This window comes from Paraburkholderia acidipaludis NBRC 101816, from assembly GCF_000684975.1.
Classification (GTDB): Bacteria; Pseudomonadota; Gammaproteobacteria; order Burkholderiales; family Burkholderiaceae; genus Paraburkholderia; species Paraburkholderia acidipaludis.
In genome coordinates this window covers 19,670-38,972 of record NZ_BAXZ01000036.1, presented here as the reverse complement: position 1 = coordinate 38,972, position 19,303 = coordinate 19,670, and the positions used below count along the sequence as shown (strand labels likewise).

Below are 19,303 nucleotides of genomic sequence, written 5' to 3'. Positions count from 1 at the left end.
TCACGAGAGCGGCGCGAGCGTCGAGAGCAACGCCTGCGCGTCGGAACGCGTGGCGTAGTCGTTCGACTCGATCACCTCGTTGATCAGCGAGCGGGCGCCCGCCAGATCGCCGAGCGCGATGTACTCGTGCGCGAGTTCGAGCTTGTTGCGTGCGATCCGAGCCAACTGCTCGGGCGTGAAGACCGGCAGCGGCTCGGCCAGATCGGGCGGCAGGTTCAGGTCGAAGTCGAGCGTGAGCGGGCCGAAGCGCGGAGCGCCGAGGCCGGCAATCGCACCCGGGCCTGCCGTGCCCGCTTCGATGGCCTCGCCGGCCGGCGGTGCAGGCGGCTCGGCGAACGGCATGGCTTGCGCCGCCGTCGTTTCGGGCGAGTTCACCGGCTCCGTCGAGAGCGGCGCGTGCGCCGCGAACGGGTCGGCGGGGTCGGCCTCGATCCGCGGAGGCAGCGGCATGTCGAGACCGCCGAGTGCGTGGACGGCATCTAACGGGAACGCGGGCGGTACGGCTGGGTAATTCATGTCTTCTGCTGCGACTGCGGGCAATACGGGCTCGGCAAAAGGTACGACTTCAGGGAACGGCGTGCCCTCAGGGTGCGGCGGCAGGCTGAGTTGCGGCTCGGGCACGGCGTGCGGTGCGCCCAGGTCCAGCGCAGGCACTTCCGGTTCCGTCGGCGGGAGCGACGGCTCGGCAGCGTGCTCGTCGGGTGTCGCGTCGCCGTGCGGCTCGGGAGCGGCTTCGGGCAATGCCGGTTCGGCTGCCGGTGCCGGTTCCTCGGCCTCGCCTTCGCCGCGCCCGGACGCAAGGCCCTCCGGCGGCAGCGCGGCAGCGCCCGGTTCGACGCCGTGCGTCGTCGCCGGGCCAGGCTCTTCGGGTTCCTCTTGCGGCGAGGCTTGGGTATCCTGCTCCGGCAGTTCGTGTGCCGCTTCGGAGTGTGCCGGCGCAAGCGCTTCGCCGCCGGGATCCGCCGCGGCCGGAACGCTCGCGGGGTCCGTTGCGTGCTCGGGCATTTCGTCGTGCCGCGGGACTTCGGCCGGCGGTACGGCAGCAGCCGGTGCCTCGCGTAGCGGCGTTTCCAGTACCGGCGGCTCGGCCGCTTCGTTCGCGACCGGCGCTCCAGGCACGTCCAGCGGGGCGGCTTCGGCGACAACGGGCTTCTTGCGCTTGCGTATCAGCAAACGAAGGATCAGCGCGAGAAGCGCGGCGCCGATGGCTGCCGCCACGCCCAAGGTCACCGGCGACAGCTCCGGCTGCACCGCGCTCGCGGCCGGGCTTGCCGCACCCGGCGCGGGGCGACTCACGCCGGGCGTGGCCGCTCCGCTCGCGGATACGGCCCCGCTCGCGCCTACAGCCTGGACCGGCTTGCCGATGCCGTGCTTCTGCAGGGCCATGAGCACACGGTTCTTGAGCTCGAGCAGTTGCTGCAGACTCGACAGCGGAACCGACATCCGCGCCGACGACGCCCCTTGAGCGGAAGCCGCGCTGGCAACGGGCGCGGCGACGACCGAGCCGCTCCAGACATGGGTGTCGCTCGCTGGGCTTGCAGCAGCGCCAGCCGACGCGCCCGATGCCGCAGCGCCTGGAGGAGCACTCGCCCCGCTCGCGGCAGTCGCCGCACTGGCGGCCGTAACCGGCATGGAAGCCGCGGACACGGCACTCGCCGACGCCGCCGCCGCCGCTGCACTCGCTGGAGCCGCCGCGGCAGCCGATGCGCCTTGTGCCGCAGCCTGTGCCGGCGCACTCGCCGCCGACGCAGCAGTGGGCGCACTCGCGGGCGCACCCGCCACCGGGGCCGAAGCCGCCTCTGGCGCGGACGCAGCCGTCACGCCAGAGGCACCGGCCACGACACCCGGCACGCCGGGCACGTTCAGCACGGCGCCGATCTTCAAACGGCTCGGGTCGTGCTTCGAGAACGCAGCGGGATTGGCGTCGAACAGCGCCTGCCCGACGTTGGCCAGCAGATTTTTGTCGTGCGACTGCGTGAGATCGACGGCGATGTCGTGCAGGGATTGCCCCGGACGGACCGAATACTGGCCGACGATAGGTGCGGCCGGCTCAGGTGCGGCCGGAGCCGATGCGGAAGACGCCGCGGCCGCCGCACCGCCTTGCGCGCTGGCGACGCCGCTCAGCGCAAGGAAAACCGCCGCCATGGCGACGCTTGCTGCCCGCCGCCCCATGGCTGCGGGAACAGAATCAAATCGAACGATCATCAGGTGCCCTGGCATACCGCTCGCGCGGTTGTCGACGAATCAGATACAGATACGAGCTTGCAAGAAATCACAGACACACGCGATCGAAATAAAAAAGCGCCGCGACTGGCGCGGCGCTTTTCATCGTCTCTACGCGTCATTAGCCGCGTAGTTTAAATGATTCACTTGTCGAGCAGAATGCGCAGCATGCGACGCAGCGGTTCGGCGGCGCCCCACAGCAGCTGATCGCCCACCGTGAAGGCCGACAGGTACTCGCCGCCCATCGCGAGCTTGCGCAGACGGCCCACCGGCACCGTGAGCGTGCCCGTGACCACGGCCGGCGACAGATCGCGCATCGACGCTTCGCGCTGGTTCGGCACGACCTTGACCCAGTCGTTGGCCGAAGCGAGGATGCCGTCGATCTCGTCGAGCGGCACGTCCTTCTTCAGCTTGATCGTGAGCGCCTGCGAGTGGCAGCGCATCGCGCCGATGCGCACGCACAGCCCATCAACGGGGATCGATCCCGGCTCGCCCATGGCCGGCTTGCCGAGAATCTTGTTGGTTTCGGCGCCGCCCTTCCACTCTTCCTTGGACATACCATTGCCGAGATCCTTGTCGATCCACGGAATCAGCGAGCCCGCGAGCGGCACGCCGAAATGCTGCGTCGGCATCGCTTCGCTGTTCATGGCGGCGAGCACCTTGCGGTCGATGTCGAGAATCGCCGAAGACGGGTTCGCGAGATCCGCCGCCACGGCGCCGTTGAGCGTGCCCATCTGCGCGAGCAGTTCGCGCATGTTCTGCGCGCCCGCGCCCGAAGCGGCCTGGTACGTCATGGCCGTCATCCAGTCGATGAGGTTCTCGCGGAACAGGCCGCCCAGCGCCATCAGCATCAGGCTCACCGTGCAGTTGCCGCCGATGAAATCCTTCTGGCCCTTGACGAGCGCGTCCTTGATGACGTCGAGGTTGACCGGGTCGAGGATGATGACGGCGTCGTCCTGCATGCGCAGCGCGGAAGCCGCGTCGATCCAGTAGCCCTTCCAGCCCGCCGCGCGCAGCTTCGGATACACCTCGTTCGTGTAGTCGCCGCCCTGGCAGGTGATGATGACGTCGCACTTCTTGAGCTCGTCGACGCTGTTCGCGTCCTTGAGCTTCGTCTCGTTTTTGGCGAACGACGGCGCCGCGCCGCCTGCGTTGCTGGTGCTGAAAAACACCGGTTCGATCAGGTCGAAATCGCGTTCTTCCTGCATGCGCTGCATCAGCACGCTGCCGACCATGCCGCGCCAACCTACGAGACCTACATTCATGACTTACCCTTGAAATGGACACTTCCCCGCTTCGCTCGCCCGGCGTGGCCGCGCGGGGAAGATGAGCGGGCACGACGAGCGATCAACGAATGGTGATCGTTTTGATAATCGTCGTTTTCGTGGTCGCCTTTGTGGCGATGGCGAGCGAAATCGCACGGGCTGCGCCGTGGATTTTCGAAACAGAGGTGATCTGGGGGATCGTCGCCATCGGCACAATATACACGAAAACCGTCTTTACAGCGCCGCGACCACGGCGTCGCCCATCGCTGCGGTGCCCACCTGCCGGCAGCCCGGCGTGAGAATGTCGCCCGTGCGGTAACCCTGTTCGAGCACCTTCTTTACGGCATTTTCGATGCGATCGGCCTGTTCGGCGCGGCCCAGCGAATAGCGCAGCATCATCGCGGCCGAGAGGATCGTGGCCAGCGGATTGGCAATACCCTTGCCCGCGATGTCCGGCGCCGAGCCGTGCGAGGGCTCGTACAGACCTTTGTTGTTCTTGTCGAGCGAGGCCGAAGGCAGCATGCCGATCGAGCCCGTGAGCATCGCGGCTTCGTCCGAAAGAATGTCGCCGAACATGTTGCCCGTCACCACGACGTCGAAGGCCTTCGGCGCCTTCACGAGCTGCATGGCCGCGTTGTCGACATACATGTGCGAGAGCTCGACCTCCGGATATTCCTTCGCGACATCGATCATGATGTCCTTCCAGAACTGCGAGGTTTCGAGCACGTTGGCCTTGTCCACCGACGTGAGCTTCTTCTGGCGCTTCTGCGCCGCCTGGAAGGCCACGTGCGCGATGCGACGTACTTCGGGCTCCGAATAACGCATCGTGTCGAAGCCTTCGCGCGCGCCCTTGAAGAGACCATCCGGCGCTTCGCGCGTGCCGCGCGGCTGGCCGAAGTAGATGTCGCCGTTCAGTTCGCGCACGATCAGGATGTCGAGACCGGAGACGATCTCGGGCTTCAGCGACGAAGCCCCCGTGAGCTGCGGATAGCAGATCGCCGGACGGAAGTTCGCGAACAGTTCCAGATGCTTGCGCAGACCCAGGATGGCCTGCTCCGGGCGCAGCGCGCGCTCGAGCGAGTCGTATTTCCAGTCGCCCACGGCACCGAACAGGATCGCGTCGGCCGACTTCGCCAGCGCGAGCGTGGCTTCGGGCAGCGGATGGCCGCTCGCCTCGTAACCCGCGCCGCCAACCGGCGCTTCTTCCATCTCGAACTTCTCGCCAAGGACGTTCAATACCTTGACGGCTTCCTTCACGATCTCGGGGCCAATGCCATCGCCCGGCAGCACTGCAATCTTCATCCTGGGATTCCTCGTTTTATTTTGCTGTACGCGGATTCGCGCAAGCCGTCCGGCTCGCGCTCAAAGCACGCGGTTGTTCAGCCACGGCTGGCGCGCAATGCGCTCGGCTTCGTACTGGCGGATCTTCTCGGCATGGCGCAGCGTGAGGCCGATGTCGTCGAAACCGTTCAGCAGACAGAAGCGGCGGAATGCGGCCACCTCGAACGGATATTCCGCAGCGCCGTCGGTCGTGCGCACCACCTGCTTGTCGAGATCGACCGTCAACTGGAAGCCGTTGAACGCAACCGTTTCGTTGAACAGATGACCCACCTGCTGCTCGGTGAGCACGATGGGCAACAAGCCGTTCTTGAAGCAGTTGTTGTAGAAGATGTCGGCGAAGCTCGGCGCGATGATTGCGCGAAAGCCATACTGCTGCAGCGCCCACGGCGCGTGTTCGCGCGAGCTGCCGCAGCCGAAGTTCTTGCGCGCGAGCAGCACCGAAGCGCCCTGATAGCGCGGCTGGTTCAGCACGAAGTCGGGATTGAGCGGACGCTTCGAGTTGTCCTGGCCCGGCTCGCCGTGGTCGAGGTAACGCCATTCGTCGAAGGCGTTGGGGCCGAAGCCCGTGCGCTTGATCGACTTGAGGAACTGCTTCGGAATGATCGCGTCCGTGTCCACGTTCTCGCGATCGAGCGGCGCCACGACGCCGGTGTGTACGATGAATTTTTCCATGATCCGTGATCCAGAAGGATGCAGGGTACGTCGGTAAGACGCAGCCGCGCGCTTACAGCGCGTGCTGCACGGCGCGCGACGAGTCGGTGATGTCCTGGCCGAAGCCCGCCACCGTGTTGCAGCCCGTCAGCGCGAGCAGCAGGCCCGCGAGCGAAAGAAGCGCGGCGCGACGCCAGAAAATGCCTGTCTTCATAGCTTTGCTCCGCTTAGCCCAGCTTGCGAATGTCGACGAAATGGCCTTCGATGGCGGCTGCCGCCGCCATCGCCGGGCTCACGAGATGGGTGCGGCCACCCGCGCCCTGACGCCCTTCGAAGTTGCGATTCGAGGTGGACGCGCAGCGCTCGCCCGGCTCGAGGCGGTCGGCGTTCATCGCGAGGCACATCGAGCAGCCCGGCTCGCGCCATTCGAAGCCCGCGTCGACGAACACCTTATCGAGCCCTTCGCGCTCGGCCTGCGCCTTCACGAGACCCGAGCCCGGCACCACCATGGCGAGGCGAATGTTCGGCGCCACGCGGCGGCCAAGCTTCTTCACGACATAAGCGGCCGAGCGCAGGTCTTCGATGCGCGCGTTCGTGCAGGAGCCGATGAAGACCTTGTCCGGCTTGATCGACTCGATCGGCGTGTTCGGATCGAGCGCCATGTATTGCAGCGCGCGCTCCATCGCATCGCGCTTGACGGGATCCTTCTCGCGCTCGGGGTCGGGCACGCGGCCGTCGACCGACGTGACCATTTCGGGCGAAGTGCCCCACGTGACCTGCGGAACGATATCGGCAGCGCTGAGCTCGACCACGCGGTCGAACTGCGCGCCCTCGTCGGAACGGAAGGTCTTCCAGTATTCGACGGCCTGGTCCCATTCCGCGCCTTGCGGCGAGAACGGACGGCCCTTCAGGTAGTCGATCGTGGTGTCGTCCACGGCGACCATGCCCGCGCGCGCGCCGGCTTCGATCGCCATGTTGCAGACGGTCATGCGGCCTTCCATGGTGAGGCCGCGGATCATCGAGCCGCCGAACTCCATGGCGTAGCCCGTGCCGCCCGCCGTACCGATCTTGCCGATGATGGCAAGCACGATGTCCTTCGCGGTGCAGCCGCGCGGCAACTGGCCTTCCACCTTCACGAGCAGGTTCTTGCTCTTCTTTTGCAGCAGCGTTTGCGTGGCGAGCACGTGCTCGACTTCCGAGGTGCCGATGCCGTGCGCGAGCGCGCCGAACGCGCCGTGCGTGGACGTGTGCGAGTCGCCGCAAACGATGGTCATGCCCGGCAGCGTCGCGCCCTGCTCGGGGCCGACGATGTGGACGATGCCCTGGCGCTGGTCGGTCATCTTGAACTGCGTGATGCCGTAGGAATCGCAGTTCGCGTCGAGCGTGTCGACCTGGAGCTTCGAGACCGGATCCGCAATGCCGTGACTGCGGTCGGTGGTGGGCACGTTATGGTCGGAGACGGCGAGGTTCGCGCTGATGCGCCAAACCGGCCGCGCGTGCAGCTTCAGACCCTCGAAGGCCTGCGGGCTGGTGACTTCGTGCAGCAGATGGCGGTCGATGTAAAGGAGCGTCGTGCCGTCTTCTTCCGTGTGGACCACATGGGTGTCCCACAGTTTGTCGTAGAGCGTCTTTGCCATGATATGCGGGGAATGAGTGACTACGGGCAATACGGTGTGAGCCGATTATGCCACGCGATACGCGCCTCACGCAGACCCCGCACAGGAAAAAGCGATAAAAAACAGGGAGTTGGGTGGTAGTGCCAATACCTGTATCGGCATTACCCGGCACGGCTCCCGGCACTGCGGCGCCGTGCGCTTCCCAACACGCCGGCGTTGCGCCACGCGCGATTCCGACCGCGCCTCGCATAAGCAAAACGTTTGGCACGGCGAATACACTTCAATTACGCCGCGCCAAAACACACGGCTGAATTTATAAGTGATTTTTCGTAAGGACAATTAATGCTATGCTCGCAGCGTGCAGGCTTACCCGCCATGCATCCCTCACGGCACGCAACGGGCCAGAACCCCGGCAAGCCGGAGCCCTTCCCGCCTCGTACACGCACCCACGCCGCGAGAAATACAATTAAACTTTTGGGGAGCGCCCGCAAATACCAAAGACGTTATCGGATGATTTACCACTGCATACCGGCATTAGTGGCCACCAGGGGATAACCGGATATGACAGACGGGGGAAATCAAAGAGGCGCGAATGAAGCACGAATGAAGCGCCATTAAGCCAAAGCGTCTCCAGATTAAAACGCATTTATCTGACAAATACATTTCGTCATGGTTTCGAAAGCCGTCGAATCACAAAACGTCGTCTCCGTAGGCAGCAAGATTCGCGGGCTGCGCCAGCGCCAGGGCCGCACCCTGGACGACATCGCCACGGCGGCCCAGCTCTCCAAACCGTTTCTTTCGCAGGTGGAGCGCGATCTCGCGAGCCCCTCGATCACTTCGCTGGTGAGCATCGCCAAAGCGCTGGGCGTGCCGGTCAGCTACTTCGTGGATACGCCCACCGAAGCGGGCTGCGTATGCCGGGGCCAGGATCTCAAGTTCTTCGGCTTCGCCGATTCCACCGATCTTTATGCACGCCTCACGAACCCTTCCGGCGGCCGCCAGCTCGAAGCGATTCTCGTGCGCATGCCGCCCGGCGACCGTCCGAGCGAAGTCACCACGCACGCGGGTGAAGAGTTCCTGCACGTGCTCTCGGGCGAGGTCACGCTCACCCTGGAAGGGCAGTCGTTCGTGCTGGGTGTGGGCGACAGCGCGCACTACGAATCCACGGTGCCGCACGCGTGGACCAATACCTCCGATCAGGAAACCGTGCTCGTGTGGGTGGGCACGCCGCGCCTCTTCTAAAACGGATATCTGGCTCCCGCTGAACGACGGCGGGGCCATCCGCTCACGAGACCCTTCAAGCCCCTCCTGGCGCCTCCAAGCCCTTCAGCGCAGTTCCGGCTCGTCGTCTTCCACCGTCTGCGACACGCGCATGTCGCGCCTGCGCGGCGCCGTAGCGGGCGCGCGACTGCCGCGCGAGCGCCCGGCCACCGCGAAATAGAGCACCGGCGTAAACACGAGCCCCAGCACCGTGGCCGCGATCACGCCGCCGAACACGCCGGTGCCGATCGAATGCCGGCTCTCCGCGCCGCCGCCGTGCGACAGCACGAGCGGCAGCACGCCGAGCAGGAACGCCGCCGAGGTCATCACGATGGGCCGCAAACGCTCGGCGCTCGCCCCCACCACGGCCGCGCCCAGCGGCAAGCCGCGCGCACGGCGCACGTTCGCCGCCTGCACGATCAGGATCGCGTTCTTCGCGGCAAGACCGATCACCGTCACCATGCCCACCTTGAAATAGATGTCGTTGGGCAGCCCGCGCAGCAACATGGCCGATACGGCGCCGATCGCGCCGAGCGGCACGACGAGCAGCACCGAAAACGGCGTAATCCAGCTTTCGTAGAGCGCGGCGAGCACCATGAACACGGCGAGCAGCGAGAGACCGATGAGTAGCGGCGTTTGCCGCGCGGCCTCGGCCTCCTCGAATGCGGTGTCGGTCCATTCGCCCGAGACGCTCTCGGGCAGCGCGAGCGCGAGCCGCTCCATCTCCGCCATCGCCTCGCCCGAACTGTGGCCCGATGCGGCGCGCCCCGTCACGTCGAGCGACGGATAGCCGTTGTAGCGGTTCAGGATCACGGGACCGACGGTCCAGTGCGTCGAAGCGATCGACGACATGGCCACCGTGCCGCCCGCCGTGTTCTGCACGGGCAGATCGAGCAACTGGCTGTCGCTCATGCGCGTGGACGCGTCGGCCTCGACGATCACGCGGCGCATGCGCCCGCCCGCCGGAAAGTCGTCGACGTAATTCGAGCCGAACGTGCTGCCGAGCACGTCGGCGATGTGGTCGAACGGCACGCCATAGGCATACGCCCGGCTACGGTCGATGTCCAGTTCCACGCGCGGCGCGTCGGGCAGGTCTTCCGAATGCACGCCCGTCACCACGCGGCTCTTGCCCGCCGCGCCGATCAACTGGTCGCGCGCGGCTTTCAGTCCATCCATGCCCACGCCGCCGCGGTCTTCGAGCCGGTAGGTGAAGCCCTCCGAGTGGCCGATACCCGGCACCGGCGGGGGCAACTGCGCCTCCACGTCTGCGTCGAGGAACGCGCCGAACTGGTCGTTCAGCGCATCGCGCAACGTTTCGGCATCCTCATGGCGGCGGCCCCACGGCTTCAACTCGACGAACGCCATCGCCACGTTCTGCCCGCTGCCCGCGAAGCTCCAGCCCACCACGCTCGTCACGTTGCCCACCGCCTCGTGCGCGCGCAGCATCGCCTCGACACGCTTCACCACGTCGAACGTGCGCGCCTGGGTCGCGCCGGCCGGCAACTGGATCATGACCTGCAACTGGCCTTCGTCTTCGGTGGGCAGGAAGCCCTGCGGCAGCTTCCAGTACAGCAGCGCCAGCAAGGCGCACAGCAGCGCGTAGATGGCGAGCATGCGCGGCGCGCGGCGCAGCAGCGCCGCGACGAATGCGCGATAGCCGCGCGACGCGCGCGCGACCTGGGCCGTGATGCCGCGCACCGGTTGCGCGCCGCCCTGCCTCATGTGCTTCGGTATCCTCAGCAGATTCGCGCATAGCGCAGGCGTGAGCGAAAGCGCCATGAACGAGGACACGAGCATCGAGGCGATCATGGCCACGGCGAACTGCCGGTAGATGCCGCCCACGTTGCCGGTGAAGAACAGCATGGGCACGAACACGCCGGTCAGCACCGCCGTCACGCCGACAATGGCGCCGCCAATGCGCTTCATGGCCGCGCGCGTGGCCTCGCGGGGCGCGAGGCCGCGCTCGTGCATCACGCGGTGCACGCTCTCCACGACCACGATGGCGTCGTCCACGAGTATGCCGATGGCGAGCACGAGCCCGAACATCGTGAAGACGTTGATGGACATGCCGCACGCGTAGAGCGCGAGAAACGCCCCCATCAGCGTGACGGGTATCACGACGGTCGGCACGAGCGTCGAGCGCAGGTCGCGCAGGAACAGCCACATCACCGCGAACACCAGCACCACGGCTTCGAGCAGCGTGATCACGACTTCATGGATCGCCACTCGCACGAAATACGCGGTATCGAACGGAATCTCGATAGACACGCCCGAGGGCAGATGCTTCGAGAGTTCGGCAAGCCGCGCGCGTATCGCATTGGACGTTTCCAGCGCATTGCCGCGCGGTCCGAGCTGGATGCCCACGGTGGCGGCCGGACGGCCGTTCAGGCGTGAGTAGAACGAATAGTCGTCGCGGCCTATCTCCACGCGCGCGATGTCGCGCAAGCGCACGAGCGATCCGTCCGTCTTCGCCTTCAGCACGATCTGCCCGAATTCTTCCGGCGTCTCCAGTTGCCCCTTCACGCTCACCGATTCGGTGGTCTGCTGGCCGTTCACGAACGGCGCGTTGCCGAGCGTGCCCGCCGTTACCGGTGAGTTCTGCGCGGCGATCGCGGTGTTGACGTCGGCGGCCGTGAAGCCGTATTCGCGCAGCTTCACCGGGTCGAGCCAGATGCGCATGGCCTCGTCGGCATCCCAGAGCTCTGCCGAGCCCACGCCCGGCGCGCGCTTCAGGTCGCGCATGATGTAGCGGTTCAGATAGTCGCTCAGCTGCGCGGAATCGCGCGTGCCGTCGGTGGACGTGAGCGCCACGAGCATCAGGAACGTGTTCGCGGCCTTCTCCACGTCGATGCCCTCCTGCACCACGGGCTGCGGCAGCCGCGCCTCGACCTGCTTGAGGCGGTTCTGCACGTCCACGAGCGCGATGTCGGGGTTCGTTTCCGGCGTGAACGTCACGTCGATTTCGAGGTTGCCGAGCGCGTCGCTCGTGGTCTCGTAGTAGAGCAGCCCTTCGGCGCCGTCGAGGCTTTCCTCGATGATGCTCGCGACGTTGTTGTCCACCTCCTCCGGCGAGGCCCCCGGATACTCGGCGGAGACGACGATGCGCGGCGGCGAGAGACGCGGGTACTGCGCAACCGGCAGCATCGGAATGGCCAGCAAGCCCGCCACCACCACGGCGAGCGCCACGACCCATGCGAAGACCGGTCTGTCGATGAAGAAGAAGGGCACGCGCGCGTCCGTCCGGTTATGAGGATGAGGGTTCGGCGAAAGGCGGCGCGTCGGCATAGCGCGCCATGTGCAGCGTGTCGGCGAGCACGCCGTCGCGGATCGAGCTGCCGCGCGAGCGGCCCTCCTCGACGAAGCCGAACTTGCGGTAGAGCGCGATGGCGGCGGCGTTGTCCGGGTACACCTCGAGCTCGATCCGGCGCAGGCCGAGCGAGCGGTCCGCATAGTCGACAATCGCGGCCATCAGCGCGCTGCCCACGCCGCGCCCCTGAAATGCGTCGTCAACCGCGATGCCCAGCGATCCGCAATGCGCGCGTCGCGGCTTGCCGACCATGAGCGTCACATTGCCCACCACGCGGGCATTGATTTCGGCACAGAGCCTCACGGAGCCGGGCGTGTGATTGTCGTACCATGCGCGCAACGATTCCGGCGTGCGCCAGCCGCTCGACAGCGTGCCGTGGCGCACGCCAGGTAAATTCATTAGCGCGGCAATAGCCTCGAGATCGGCAGGCTCGCAGGTGCGCACGCGAATCGCGCCAGCCGGCGCCGTCATAGCGGATAGGGTCGGGTCGTGCATCGCGTCACTCCGTGGCGAACGGCAGCGGGTCGCGCAGGCGTCCCATCAGGAACGAATCGATCAGTACACCTTCGCGCAGCACCGAGCCGCGAAGGCATGCCTCGATTTCGAACCCGCATTGGCGGTAGAGCGCGATGGCCGCGGCGTTATCGGTAAAAACGTGCAGTTCGAGGCGGCGCAGGCCAAGCCAGTTGTCGGCGAGGTCGAGCACCTGCGTCATCAGATGGGCGCCGATGCCGCGCCGCCGCCAGTCGTCGTGCACGCTGATGCCGATCTGGCCCACGTGTGAGCGCCGCGTCTTCTGCGGGCTCAGCCCGACCGACCCCACGAGCGTCTCGCCCACCCAGGCGCCAATGAGGACGGCCGGCGGCACGAGCTTTTCGAGCCACTCGCGCGTGGCTTCGAGCGAGCCGTACGGCGCGTGCGCATGCCCGCGCAGCACGGAGGGCCCGCTCTGCAGCGTATGAAAAGCTTCGGCGTCGCCGGGGCGCAGGGCGCGCACGACGAGGCCCTCGGGTATCCTCGACTGCATCGTTGTTTTCCTTGTTGTTGGCGCTGTCGCGGGCCGGCCGGCGGGCCGTGGGGTTGAACGCCCTAAAGCGTCAGTTCGAACTCCCTCACGAGCACGCCGGGCAGCTTCATGCCGCCCGTTGCGCGCTGGCCCCACGAGTCGTCGGAAAGGCGCAGCTCGGGATGCGCGCCCAGACGCTCCAGCCTCTCGCCCAGCAAGCCATACAGACTGTCGTCGAAACGCATCGCCTCGACCGGCGCGACGATGCGGCCCTCTTCCACCCAGAACGTCGCGAAGCGCGTCATGCCGGTCAGGCTGCAGCTCATGCGATCGGAGTAGTTCACGTACCAGAGGTTGCCGACATAGAGACCGGTGCCGAGCGCCGCGAGCACGTCCTCGTCCGCAAGATCGCCGCCCGCCATCGCGAGCGACGAAGGCATCTCGCTCGCGAGCGCGCCGTTCGGCGCAAGGCCATACTCCCGCGCCGTGCGTGCATTCGTCAACTGCGCCACACTGCGGCCTTCGCGTATCAATGCGACGCTGTCGCGTAGATAGCCATCCTCATTGAATGCGGGTGCGATGCCAAGCTCGAGATCTTCCGCCAGTGTCACACGCGGGTCAAGCGCCACCTCGCCGGCGTTGAGCCGGTACAGCGGGCTCAGTGAGGCCGCCTGCGCGCGCGCCGAGAAGCCGCCCCAGGCGGCCACGCTCAGCAGCTCTTCGAGCGCGCCCGGCGCGAGCCACGCGCGATACCGGCCGGGGCCGAGGGCGCGCGGCGCGAGCGCAAGCACCGGCAACCGCGCCGCCGCCTCTTCCACCTTGCGGGCGAAGGTCGCGTCGTCCCAGCTATCGCCCGCGTAGGTCGTCTTGATCGCACGGCCGCCCGGGTGATAAAGCGACCAGCTGAAGCAGAAATTCTCCACCTCGTACCAGCCGCGGCTGCCGCTCGTCGAGGCGAACCCGCGCGCGAGCGTGCCGCCCGCATAAAAGCCCACGAAATCGAGCCCGCGCGCGCATTCGGCGACCGTGCGCACGAGCGCGTGCGGGTCCGGCAAGCGCCCCGTGCGGCGCGTCGAGCGCTGCCACGACGTGGTGTCGTAAAGCAGGTGCGGATCGTCAGGCGCGTCGCGCAGGCCCGCGCGCAGCGCTTCGAGCACGGCGCCGACTTCGCGCAGATCCTGGTCCGCGTCGCCGCAGATGTCGAGCGTCGAGTACGCCTGGCGCGCGCCGTCGATGAGACGCAGCGTGAGACGCCCCTGGGACACCTGACCGGTTTGCCTCACCTTGCCGCCGTTGAAGCGCACGAAGTCCGACTGCTCGCCCGCGAACGACGTGAGCGCCGTCTCGCCGGGCCGCACGAGCCGGTCGATCGCGCCGGCCAGCGTGGTGAAATGCGTATGCCAGTCCACCGACGCTCCGGTGCGCGCAAAAAGGGCTTCGCTCATCATGCGCCTCCGAATACGTCGACGTTGCTGAACACGCACGCGGGCGATGCATGGCCCACACGGATGATCTGGGCGGGCTCGCCCTTGCCGCACATCGGCGTGCCGAACACCTCGCGCGTGGCGGCATTGCCCACCGCGGAAAGGCTGCGCCAGAAGCTTGCGGAAATGCCGCGATAGTTGGGGCGCTTCACGACCTGCGTGAGCTTGCCGTTCTCGATCAGCCGGCCGTACTCGCAGCCGAACTGGAACTTGTTGCGATGGTCGTCGATGGACCAGGACGTATTCGTCGACATCAGGATGCCGTGCTCGATATGGGCGATCATCGCATCCAGCGTTGCCGTGCCCGGCTCGATGTTGAGGTTTGCCATGCGGTCGATGGGCGGGCGGTTCCAGTTCGACGCGCGCGAGTTCGCGACGCCGGGCAGGCCCGCGCGCTGCTGCGAGAGCGCCCCGCCCAGCGGACGCTCCAGCACGCCATTGCGGATCAGATACTGCTTCGTCGCCGCGCTGCCTTCGTCGTCGAAGGCATAGGTGGCGGCCTCCTCGCGCAGTTCGGGGTCGAACGTCACGTTCAGCAGTTCGGAACCGTACTGGTAGCTGCCGAACATCTCCGGCTTCACGAAGCTCCAGCCCGCGAAGTTGCGCTCGTCGCCGAGAATGCGGTCGAGTTCGAGCGGATGGCCGATCGACTCGTGGATCTGCAGCATCATCTGGTCGGGCATCAGCAGCAGATCGCGCGGGCCCGAGGGGCAGTTGGGCGCGGCGAGCAGTTGCAGCGCCTCGTCGGCGACGCGCGCGCCCGCACCGTCGAAGCCGTAGCGCGCGAGAATCTCCATGCCGCCCTGCGCGAGCGTGCCGTAATTGCCGCTCAGCGTGCGCACCTGGGTGTCGCCGTCCGCGTGCGCCGCCACGCTCAGCTGCGGCATCAGAAAGCGAAAACGCTGCTCGATGCGCACGCCGTCGCTCGTCAGATAGAGCTGGTCCGCGTGCGCGACGTGCATGCTCGCCACGCGCTCCACGATGCGCTCGTCGAGCCTCGCAATCGCGCACTCCTGCGCGAGACGTTCGATCCATTCGCGACGAGTGAGAAGCGGCGCGTCGGCGTTCGGCGATGCGTAGCGGCCGCTCTCCGTGGGCCGCGCGATCTCGCGATGGTCGATCAGCGAAAACGCCGCGCTGGCCTCGGCCCGCGCGGTCGCCGTGTCCAGCGCGCGCTGCAGGCCCGCCGCGCTGAGATCCGCCGTGGCCGCATAGCCCGCCCCGGCACCGGCCCAGGCAGTCACCATCGCGCCGCGCTCATGCACCGAGCGCAGCGGCTGCACGACGTCGTTGCGGACCTCGTGGTCCTCGATGTGTTCGTCCACCACGCGCAGCGACCAGAAATCGGCACGGCTCTTCAGCGCCTGCGCCGCGCGTGCCCAGCGTTCGTCGATCATGCGAATTTCTCCACCGGTTCCGGCCCCTGCAGCATCGAGGAGGCCAGCAACGCCTGCGTATAGGGATGCGACGGCGCATACAGCACGTCCTGCGCGTCGCCCTGCTCGACGATACGGCCCGCCTTCATCACGATGACACGATGCGCCATGGCGCGCATCACCGCCAGGTCGTGCGTAATGAACAGATAGCTGAGCTTGTACTTCTTCTGCAAATTCGTCAGGAGTGCGAGAACCTGCTTCTGGATCGAGACGTCGAGCGCGCTCGTGGGCTCGTCCAGCACCATCAGCTCCGGCTCCACGGCAAGCGCGCGCGCAATGGCGATGCGCTGGCGCTGACCGCCCGAGAATTCGTGCGGATAACGCAGCATGGACTCCGCAGGCAGCCCGACTTCTTCGAGCAGCGAACCGATGCGCGCGCGGCGCGCCGGCCCCTCGAACTCCGGGCGATGCACGACGAGGCCCTCGCCGATGATCTGCTCCACCGTCATGCGCGGCGAAAGCGATCCGAAGGGGTCCTGAAACACCACCTGCATGCGCGAATACAGCTCGCGCCGCGATCTGGGATTGCGCAGCGTAGAAAGCGGCATGCCGTCGATCAGAATTTCGCCCTGCGCCGGCCGGTTCAGACCGAGCACGGTGAAGGCCAGCGTGGACTTGCCCGAGCCCGATTCGCCTACGATGCCGAGCGTCTCGCCGCGCCGCAGGCTCAGGTCGGCCTCGTGCACGGCACGAAACTTCGTACCGCCGAGGATCGAGCGCCAGCCCTTGGCCGCCGTGTGATAGTCCACGGCCACGCCCTTCACGTCGAGAATGGGGCGCGCATCGCGGTCGACCGGATCGACGGCGCGTTTCGGCTCGCTATCGAGCAGACGCTGTGTATAGGGGTGCTGAGGGTTCGAGAACAGGGCTTCCGTGGTGTTGGTCTCCACCAGTACGCCTTTTTCCATCACCGCGACGCGCTGCGCGAAGCGCCGCACGAGATTCAGGTCGTGGGTGATCAGCAGCACGGCCATGCCGCGATCGGCCGCTTCCTGCTCCTGCAGCTCGATCAGCAGATCGACGATCTGCTGGCGCACCGTCACGTCGAGCGCCGTGGTCGGCTCGTCGGCCAGCAAGAGGCGCGGCCGGCAGGCAAGCGCCATCGCGATCATCGCGCGCTGGCGCTGACCGCCCGAAAGCTGGTGCGGGAAGCTGTCGATCCGCCGCTCCGGCTCGGGAATGCCCGTGCGCCGCAACAATTCGATGCCGCGCTCGCGGGCTTCGTTGGGCCGCAGCCCCTCGTGCAGGCGCAGGCTTTCGGCGATCTGCTTGCCGATCGTATAGAGCGGATTGAGCGCCGTCATGGGCTCCTGGAACACCATCGCGATGTCGGCGCCGCGAATGCCGCGCATCTGCTGCTCCGTTTTCTGCAGCAAATCCTCGCCGTCGAACAGCATGCGGCCCGAGAGCTTCGCATGCTCGACGAGGCCGAGGATAGACAGCGCCGTGACGCTCTTGCCCGAGCCCGATTCGCCCACCAGCGCGACGCGTTCGCCGCGCTGCATCGAGAGGCTCAGTTCCTGCACCGCCATCTTTTCGCCGAAGCGTACCGAGAAGCGGTCGATTTCCAGCAACGTACGGCTCATCACTTGCCTCCCCCGAATGCCGAACCCTTGGCGCGCGTGTCGAGCGCGTTGCGCAGCGCGTCGCCCATGAAGGTCAGCAGCAGCAGCGTGATGACGAGCGCCGCAAATGCCGAAATCGAAATCCACCATGCGTCGAGATTGTTCTTGCCCTCCTGCAGCAGTTCGCCCAGGCTCGGCGTCGGCGGCGGCACGCCAAGGCCGAGGAAGTCGAGGCTCGTGAGCGAGAGAATCGCCGCGCTCATGCGGAAAGGCAGAAAGGTAATCACAGGCGTGAGACTGTTGGGCAGAATGTGCCGCCACATGATCTGCCAGTTCGAGAGGCCCATCGTGCGAGCGGCCTTTACGTAGTCGAGCGAACGGTTACGCAGAAACTCGGCGCGCACGTAGTCGGACAGCACGAGCCAGCCGAACATCGAGAGCAGGATGAAGAGCAGCCACAAGGTGGGCTCGAAGATCGAGGCGAAGATGATGAGCAGATACAGGTCCGGCATGGAGGCCCAGATCTCGATCAGGCGCTGCCCGATCAGGTCGGTGCGCCCCCCATAGAAACCCTGCACGGCCCCCGTGAGCACGCCGATCAGCACACCCGACACCGTGAGCGCCATGGCCATCAGCACCGATAGCCGGAAGCCGTACAACAGGCGCGAGAGCACGTCGCGGCCGAACTGGTCGGTGCCGAGCCAGTTGTTGGCCGAGGGCGGCGCCGGGAACGGCCGCGTCGCAAAGTAGTCGATCGTGTCGTAATGGAAGTGGTTCGGCGGGTAGATCGCGAAGTTGCTGCCCGACGAAAGCCGCCCGCGGATATACGGATCGAGATAGTTGGTTTTCGCGGGGAAATCGCCGCCGAACAGCGTCTCTGGGTACTCCTTCACGATCGGAAAGTAATAATGGCCGTCGTAGCGCACGACGAGCGGACGATCGTTGGCCAGCACTTCGCCGAGCAGGCTGATGACGAAGAGCCCGCTGAAGATGATGAGACTCCAGTAGCCGAGCCGCTGCGCCTTGAAGCGCAGCCACGTACGACGCCAGGGGGAGACCGGGGCCGCCGGCGCGGCGGCAGCGGACATCTCAGTGGTCCAGGCGGTTGAATTGGATGCGGGGGTCGACGAGGACATAGCAGACGTCAGCGATGAGTTTGGTGATAAGGCCGATCAGCGTGAACAGGAACAGCGAGCCCAACACGACGGGGTAATCGCGGCGGATCACCGAGTCGTAGGAGAGCTGCCCCATACCGTCCAGCGAAAACAGCGTCTCGATCAGCAGATTGCCGTTCAGGAACGCGCCGACGAACGCGGCGGGCAAGCCCGTGAGCAGCGGAATCGCGGCATTGCGCAGCACGTGTTTCCAGAGCACATCGCGCTCGGGCGCCCCCTTGGCGCGCGCCGTCAGCACATACTGGCGGCCGATCTCTTCCAGGAAGGTGTTCTTGGTCAGGATCGTGACGATGGCGAAGTTGCCGACGACCGAAGCCGTCACCGGCAGCACGATGTGCCACAGATAATCGAGCACCTTGCCGATCATGCTCAGGTCATCGAAGTTATCGGAGGTGAGCCCCCGCATCGGGAACAGCTGCCAGAACGTCCCGCCGCCGAACAGCATCAGCAGCAGCACGCCCAGCACGAAGCCCGGAATCGCGTAGCCGGTCAGCACGAGCGCGCTCGTCACCGTATCGAAACGCGAGCCGTTGCGCACCGCCTTCGCGATGCCCAGCGGCACCGCGATCAGGTAAGTGAGCATCACGGTCCACAGGCCCAGCGTGATCGAAACAGGCATCTTCGAGCGGATCACGTGCCAGACGCTGTCATGCTGATAGTAGGACTGGCCCAGATCGAACGTCGCGTAGTTCTTCAGCATCAGAACGTAGCGCGTGAGCGGCGGCTTGTCGAAGCCGAACTCCTTCTTGATCTGCTCGATCTGCTGCGGGTCCACCCCCTGACTGCCGTGATAGCCGCCGCCTCCGCTGCCGGTCTCGCCGCCGCGGCTCGCGCCGTGGCGCAACTGCGTCACCATCTGCTCGACCGGTCCGCCCGGCACGAACTGCGTAACGACGAAGGTCAGCGTGACGACGCCGATCAGGGTCGGCACCATCAGCATCAGTCGTCGGAGTATGTAAGCAAGCATGGGGGAT

General features: G+C 66.3%; 16 protein-coding genes. 1 reads left to right on the top strand and 15 read right to left on the bottom strand.

The features are described 5' to 3' along the window. The 7 genes from BAC01S_RS28505 to leuC all read right to left on the bottom strand — a co-directional run bounded on the left by BAC01S_RS28505 (nt 1) and on the right by leuC (nt 7,117). Nucleotides 1-2,145 carry a FimV/HubP family polar landmark protein gene (locus tag BAC01S_RS28505; RefSeq protein ID WP_052408867.1) on the bottom strand — a complete coding sequence of 715 codons (2,145 nt, stop codon included), beginning with the start codon at nt 2,143-2,145 and terminating at the stop codon, nt 1-3. Nucleotides 2,146-2,366: 221 nt separating this feature from the next. Continuing rightward, entirely contained in the window at nt 2,367-3,488 is a 1,122-nt protein-coding gene (gene asd, locus BAC01S_RS28500) for an aspartate-semialdehyde dehydrogenase (RefSeq protein WP_027797812.1), read from the bottom strand. An 82-nt stretch (nt 3,489-3,570) separates the two neighbouring features. Then, nucleotides 3,571-3,711, bottom strand: a complete 141-nt coding sequence (locus BAC01S_RS35405) for a hypothetical protein (protein ID WP_218001798.1) — start codon at nt 3,709-3,711, stop codon at nt 3,571-3,573. An 11-nt stretch (nt 3,712-3,722) separates the two neighbouring features. After that, nucleotides 3,723-4,790: a 3-isopropylmalate dehydrogenase gene (leuB, locus tag BAC01S_RS28490; RefSeq protein WP_027797811.1), complete on the bottom strand. Its 1,068-nt coding sequence runs from the start codon at nt 4,788-4,790 to the stop codon at nt 3,723-3,725. A gap of 60 nt (nt 4,791-4,850) precedes the next feature. After that, nucleotides 4,851-5,501, bottom strand: a complete 651-nt coding sequence (gene leuD / locus BAC01S_RS28485) for a 3-isopropylmalate dehydratase small subunit (protein WP_027797810.1) — start codon at nt 5,499-5,501, stop codon at nt 4,851-4,853. A 52-nt stretch (nt 5,502-5,553) separates the two neighbouring features. Next, the gene (locus BAC01S_RS35225; RefSeq protein WP_169740159.1) at nt 5,554-5,694 is read right to left on the bottom strand and encodes a hypothetical protein; all 141 of its coding nucleotides are present in this window, start codon (nt 5,692-5,694) and stop codon (nt 5,554-5,556) included. Nucleotides 5,695-5,707: 13 nt separating this feature from the next. Further along, entirely contained in the window at nt 5,708-7,117 is a 1,410-nt protein-coding gene (gene leuC, locus BAC01S_RS28475) for a 3-isopropylmalate dehydratase large subunit (protein WP_027797809.1), read from the bottom strand. A 648-nt stretch (nt 7,118-7,765) separates the two neighbouring features. Here leuC and BAC01S_RS28470 point away from each other — a divergent pair. After that, complete coding sequence (locus BAC01S_RS28470; RefSeq protein ID WP_027797808.1) at nt 7,766-8,338, top strand: cupin domain-containing protein; 573 nt, start codon at nt 7,766-7,768, stop codon at nt 8,336-8,338. Nucleotides 8,339-8,422: 84 nt separating this feature from the next. On the opposite strand, the gene BAC01S_RS28465 is transcribed toward BAC01S_RS28470, so the two are convergent. From BAC01S_RS28465 to BAC01S_RS28430, 8 genes are all read right to left on the bottom strand, one after another. Beyond that, nucleotides 8,423-11,584 (bottom strand): multidrug efflux RND transporter permease subunit, encoded by a 3,162-nt coding sequence (locus BAC01S_RS28465; protein WP_027797807.1) that lies wholly within the window; start codon nt 11,582-11,584, stop codon nt 8,423-8,425. Between the two features lie 16 nt (nt 11,585-11,600). After that, nucleotides 11,601-12,158 carry a GNAT family N-acetyltransferase gene (locus BAC01S_RS28460; protein ID WP_027797806.1) on the bottom strand — a complete coding sequence of 186 codons (558 nt, stop codon included), beginning with the start codon at nt 12,156-12,158 and terminating at the stop codon, nt 11,601-11,603. 4 nt (nt 12,159-12,162) lie between these two features. Then, a complete protein-coding gene (locus tag BAC01S_RS28455) occupies nt 12,163-12,690 on the bottom strand; it encodes a GNAT family N-acetyltransferase (RefSeq protein ID WP_027797805.1) in 528 nt (175 codons plus the stop codon). A gap of 62 nt (nt 12,691-12,752) precedes the next feature. Next, entirely contained in the window at nt 12,753-14,114 is a 1,362-nt protein-coding gene (locus tag BAC01S_RS28450; RefSeq protein ID WP_027797804.1) for a TldD/PmbA family protein, read from the bottom strand. Further along, the gene (locus BAC01S_RS28445) at nt 14,114-15,550 is read right to left on the bottom strand and encodes a TldD/PmbA family protein (RefSeq protein WP_027797803.1); all 1,437 of its coding nucleotides are present in this window, start codon (nt 15,548-15,550) and stop codon (nt 14,114-14,116) included. The genes BAC01S_RS28450 and BAC01S_RS28445 overlap by 1 nt, the downstream gene beginning before the upstream one ends. After that, nucleotides 15,547-17,175 (bottom strand): ABC transporter ATP-binding protein, encoded by a 1,629-nt coding sequence (locus tag BAC01S_RS28440; protein ID WP_027797802.1) that lies wholly within the window; start codon nt 17,173-17,175, stop codon nt 15,547-15,549. Before BAC01S_RS28440 ends, BAC01S_RS28445 begins: the two co-directional genes overlap by 4 nt. Beyond that, nucleotides 17,175-18,290, bottom strand: coding sequence for an ABC transporter permease (locus tag BAC01S_RS28435; protein WP_027797801.1), 1,116 nt, complete (start codon nt 18,288-18,290; stop codon nt 17,175-17,177). Before BAC01S_RS28435 ends, BAC01S_RS28440 begins: the two co-directional genes overlap by 1 nt. Next, the gene (locus BAC01S_RS28430; RefSeq protein ID WP_027797800.1) at nt 18,244-19,296 is read right to left on the bottom strand and encodes a microcin C ABC transporter permease YejB; all 1,053 of its coding nucleotides are present in this window, start codon (nt 19,294-19,296) and stop codon (nt 18,244-18,246) included. Before BAC01S_RS28430 ends, BAC01S_RS28435 begins: the two co-directional genes overlap by 47 nt. Nucleotides 19,297-19,303 lie beyond the last annotated feature (7 nt).

Bases quoted from the DNA above. Each gene is read 5' to 3' on its own strand.
- BAC01S_RS28505 (WP_052408867.1), bottom strand. From the start codon at position 2,145: ATGGCGGCGGTTTTCCTTGCGCTGAGCGGCGTCGCCAGCGCGCAAGGC.
- asd (WP_027797812.1), bottom strand. From the start codon at position 3,488: ATGAATGTAGGTCTCGTAGGTTGGCGCGGCATGGTCGGCAGCGTGCTG.
- leuB (WP_027797811.1), bottom strand. From the start codon at position 4,790: ATGAAGATTGCAGTGCTGCCGGGCGATGGCATTGGCCCCGAGATCGTG.
- leuD (WP_027797810.1), bottom strand. From the start codon at position 5,501: ATGGAAAAATTCATCGTACACACCGGCGTCGTGGCGCCGCTCGATCGC.
- BAC01S_RS35225 (WP_169740159.1), bottom strand. From the start codon at position 5,694: ATGAAGACAGGCATTTTCTGGCGTCGCGCCGCGCTTCTTTCGCTCGCG.
- leuC (WP_027797809.1), bottom strand. From the start codon at position 7,117: ATGGCAAAGACGCTCTACGACAAACTGTGGGACACCCATGTGGTCCAC.
- BAC01S_RS28470 (WP_027797808.1), top strand. From the start codon at position 7,766: ATGGTTTCGAAAGCCGTCGAATCACAAAACGTCGTCTCCGTAGGCAGC.
- BAC01S_RS28460 (WP_027797806.1), bottom strand. From the start codon at position 12,158: ATGCACGACCCGACCCTATCCGCTATGACGGCGCCGGCTGGCGCGATT.
- BAC01S_RS28455 (WP_027797805.1), bottom strand. From the start codon at position 12,690: ATGCAGTCGAGGATACCCGAGGGCCTCGTCGTGCGCGCCCTGCGCCCC.
- BAC01S_RS28450 (WP_027797804.1), bottom strand. From the start codon at position 14,114: ATGAGCGAAGCCCTTTTTGCGCGCACCGGAGCGTCGGTGGACTGGCAT.
- BAC01S_RS28445 (WP_027797803.1), bottom strand. From the start codon at position 15,550: ATGATCGACGAACGCTGGGCACGCGCGGCGCAGGCGCTGAAGAGCCGT.
- BAC01S_RS28440 (WP_027797802.1), bottom strand. From the start codon at position 17,175: ATGAGCCGTACGTTGCTGGAAATCGACCGCTTCTCGGTACGCTTCGGC.
- BAC01S_RS28435 (WP_027797801.1), bottom strand. From the start codon at position 18,290: ATGTCCTCGTCGACCCCCGCATCCAATTCAACCGCCTGGACCACTGAG.
- BAC01S_RS28430 (WP_027797800.1), bottom strand. From the start codon at position 19,296: ATGCTTGCTTACATACTCCGACGACTGATGCTGATGGTGCCGACCCTG.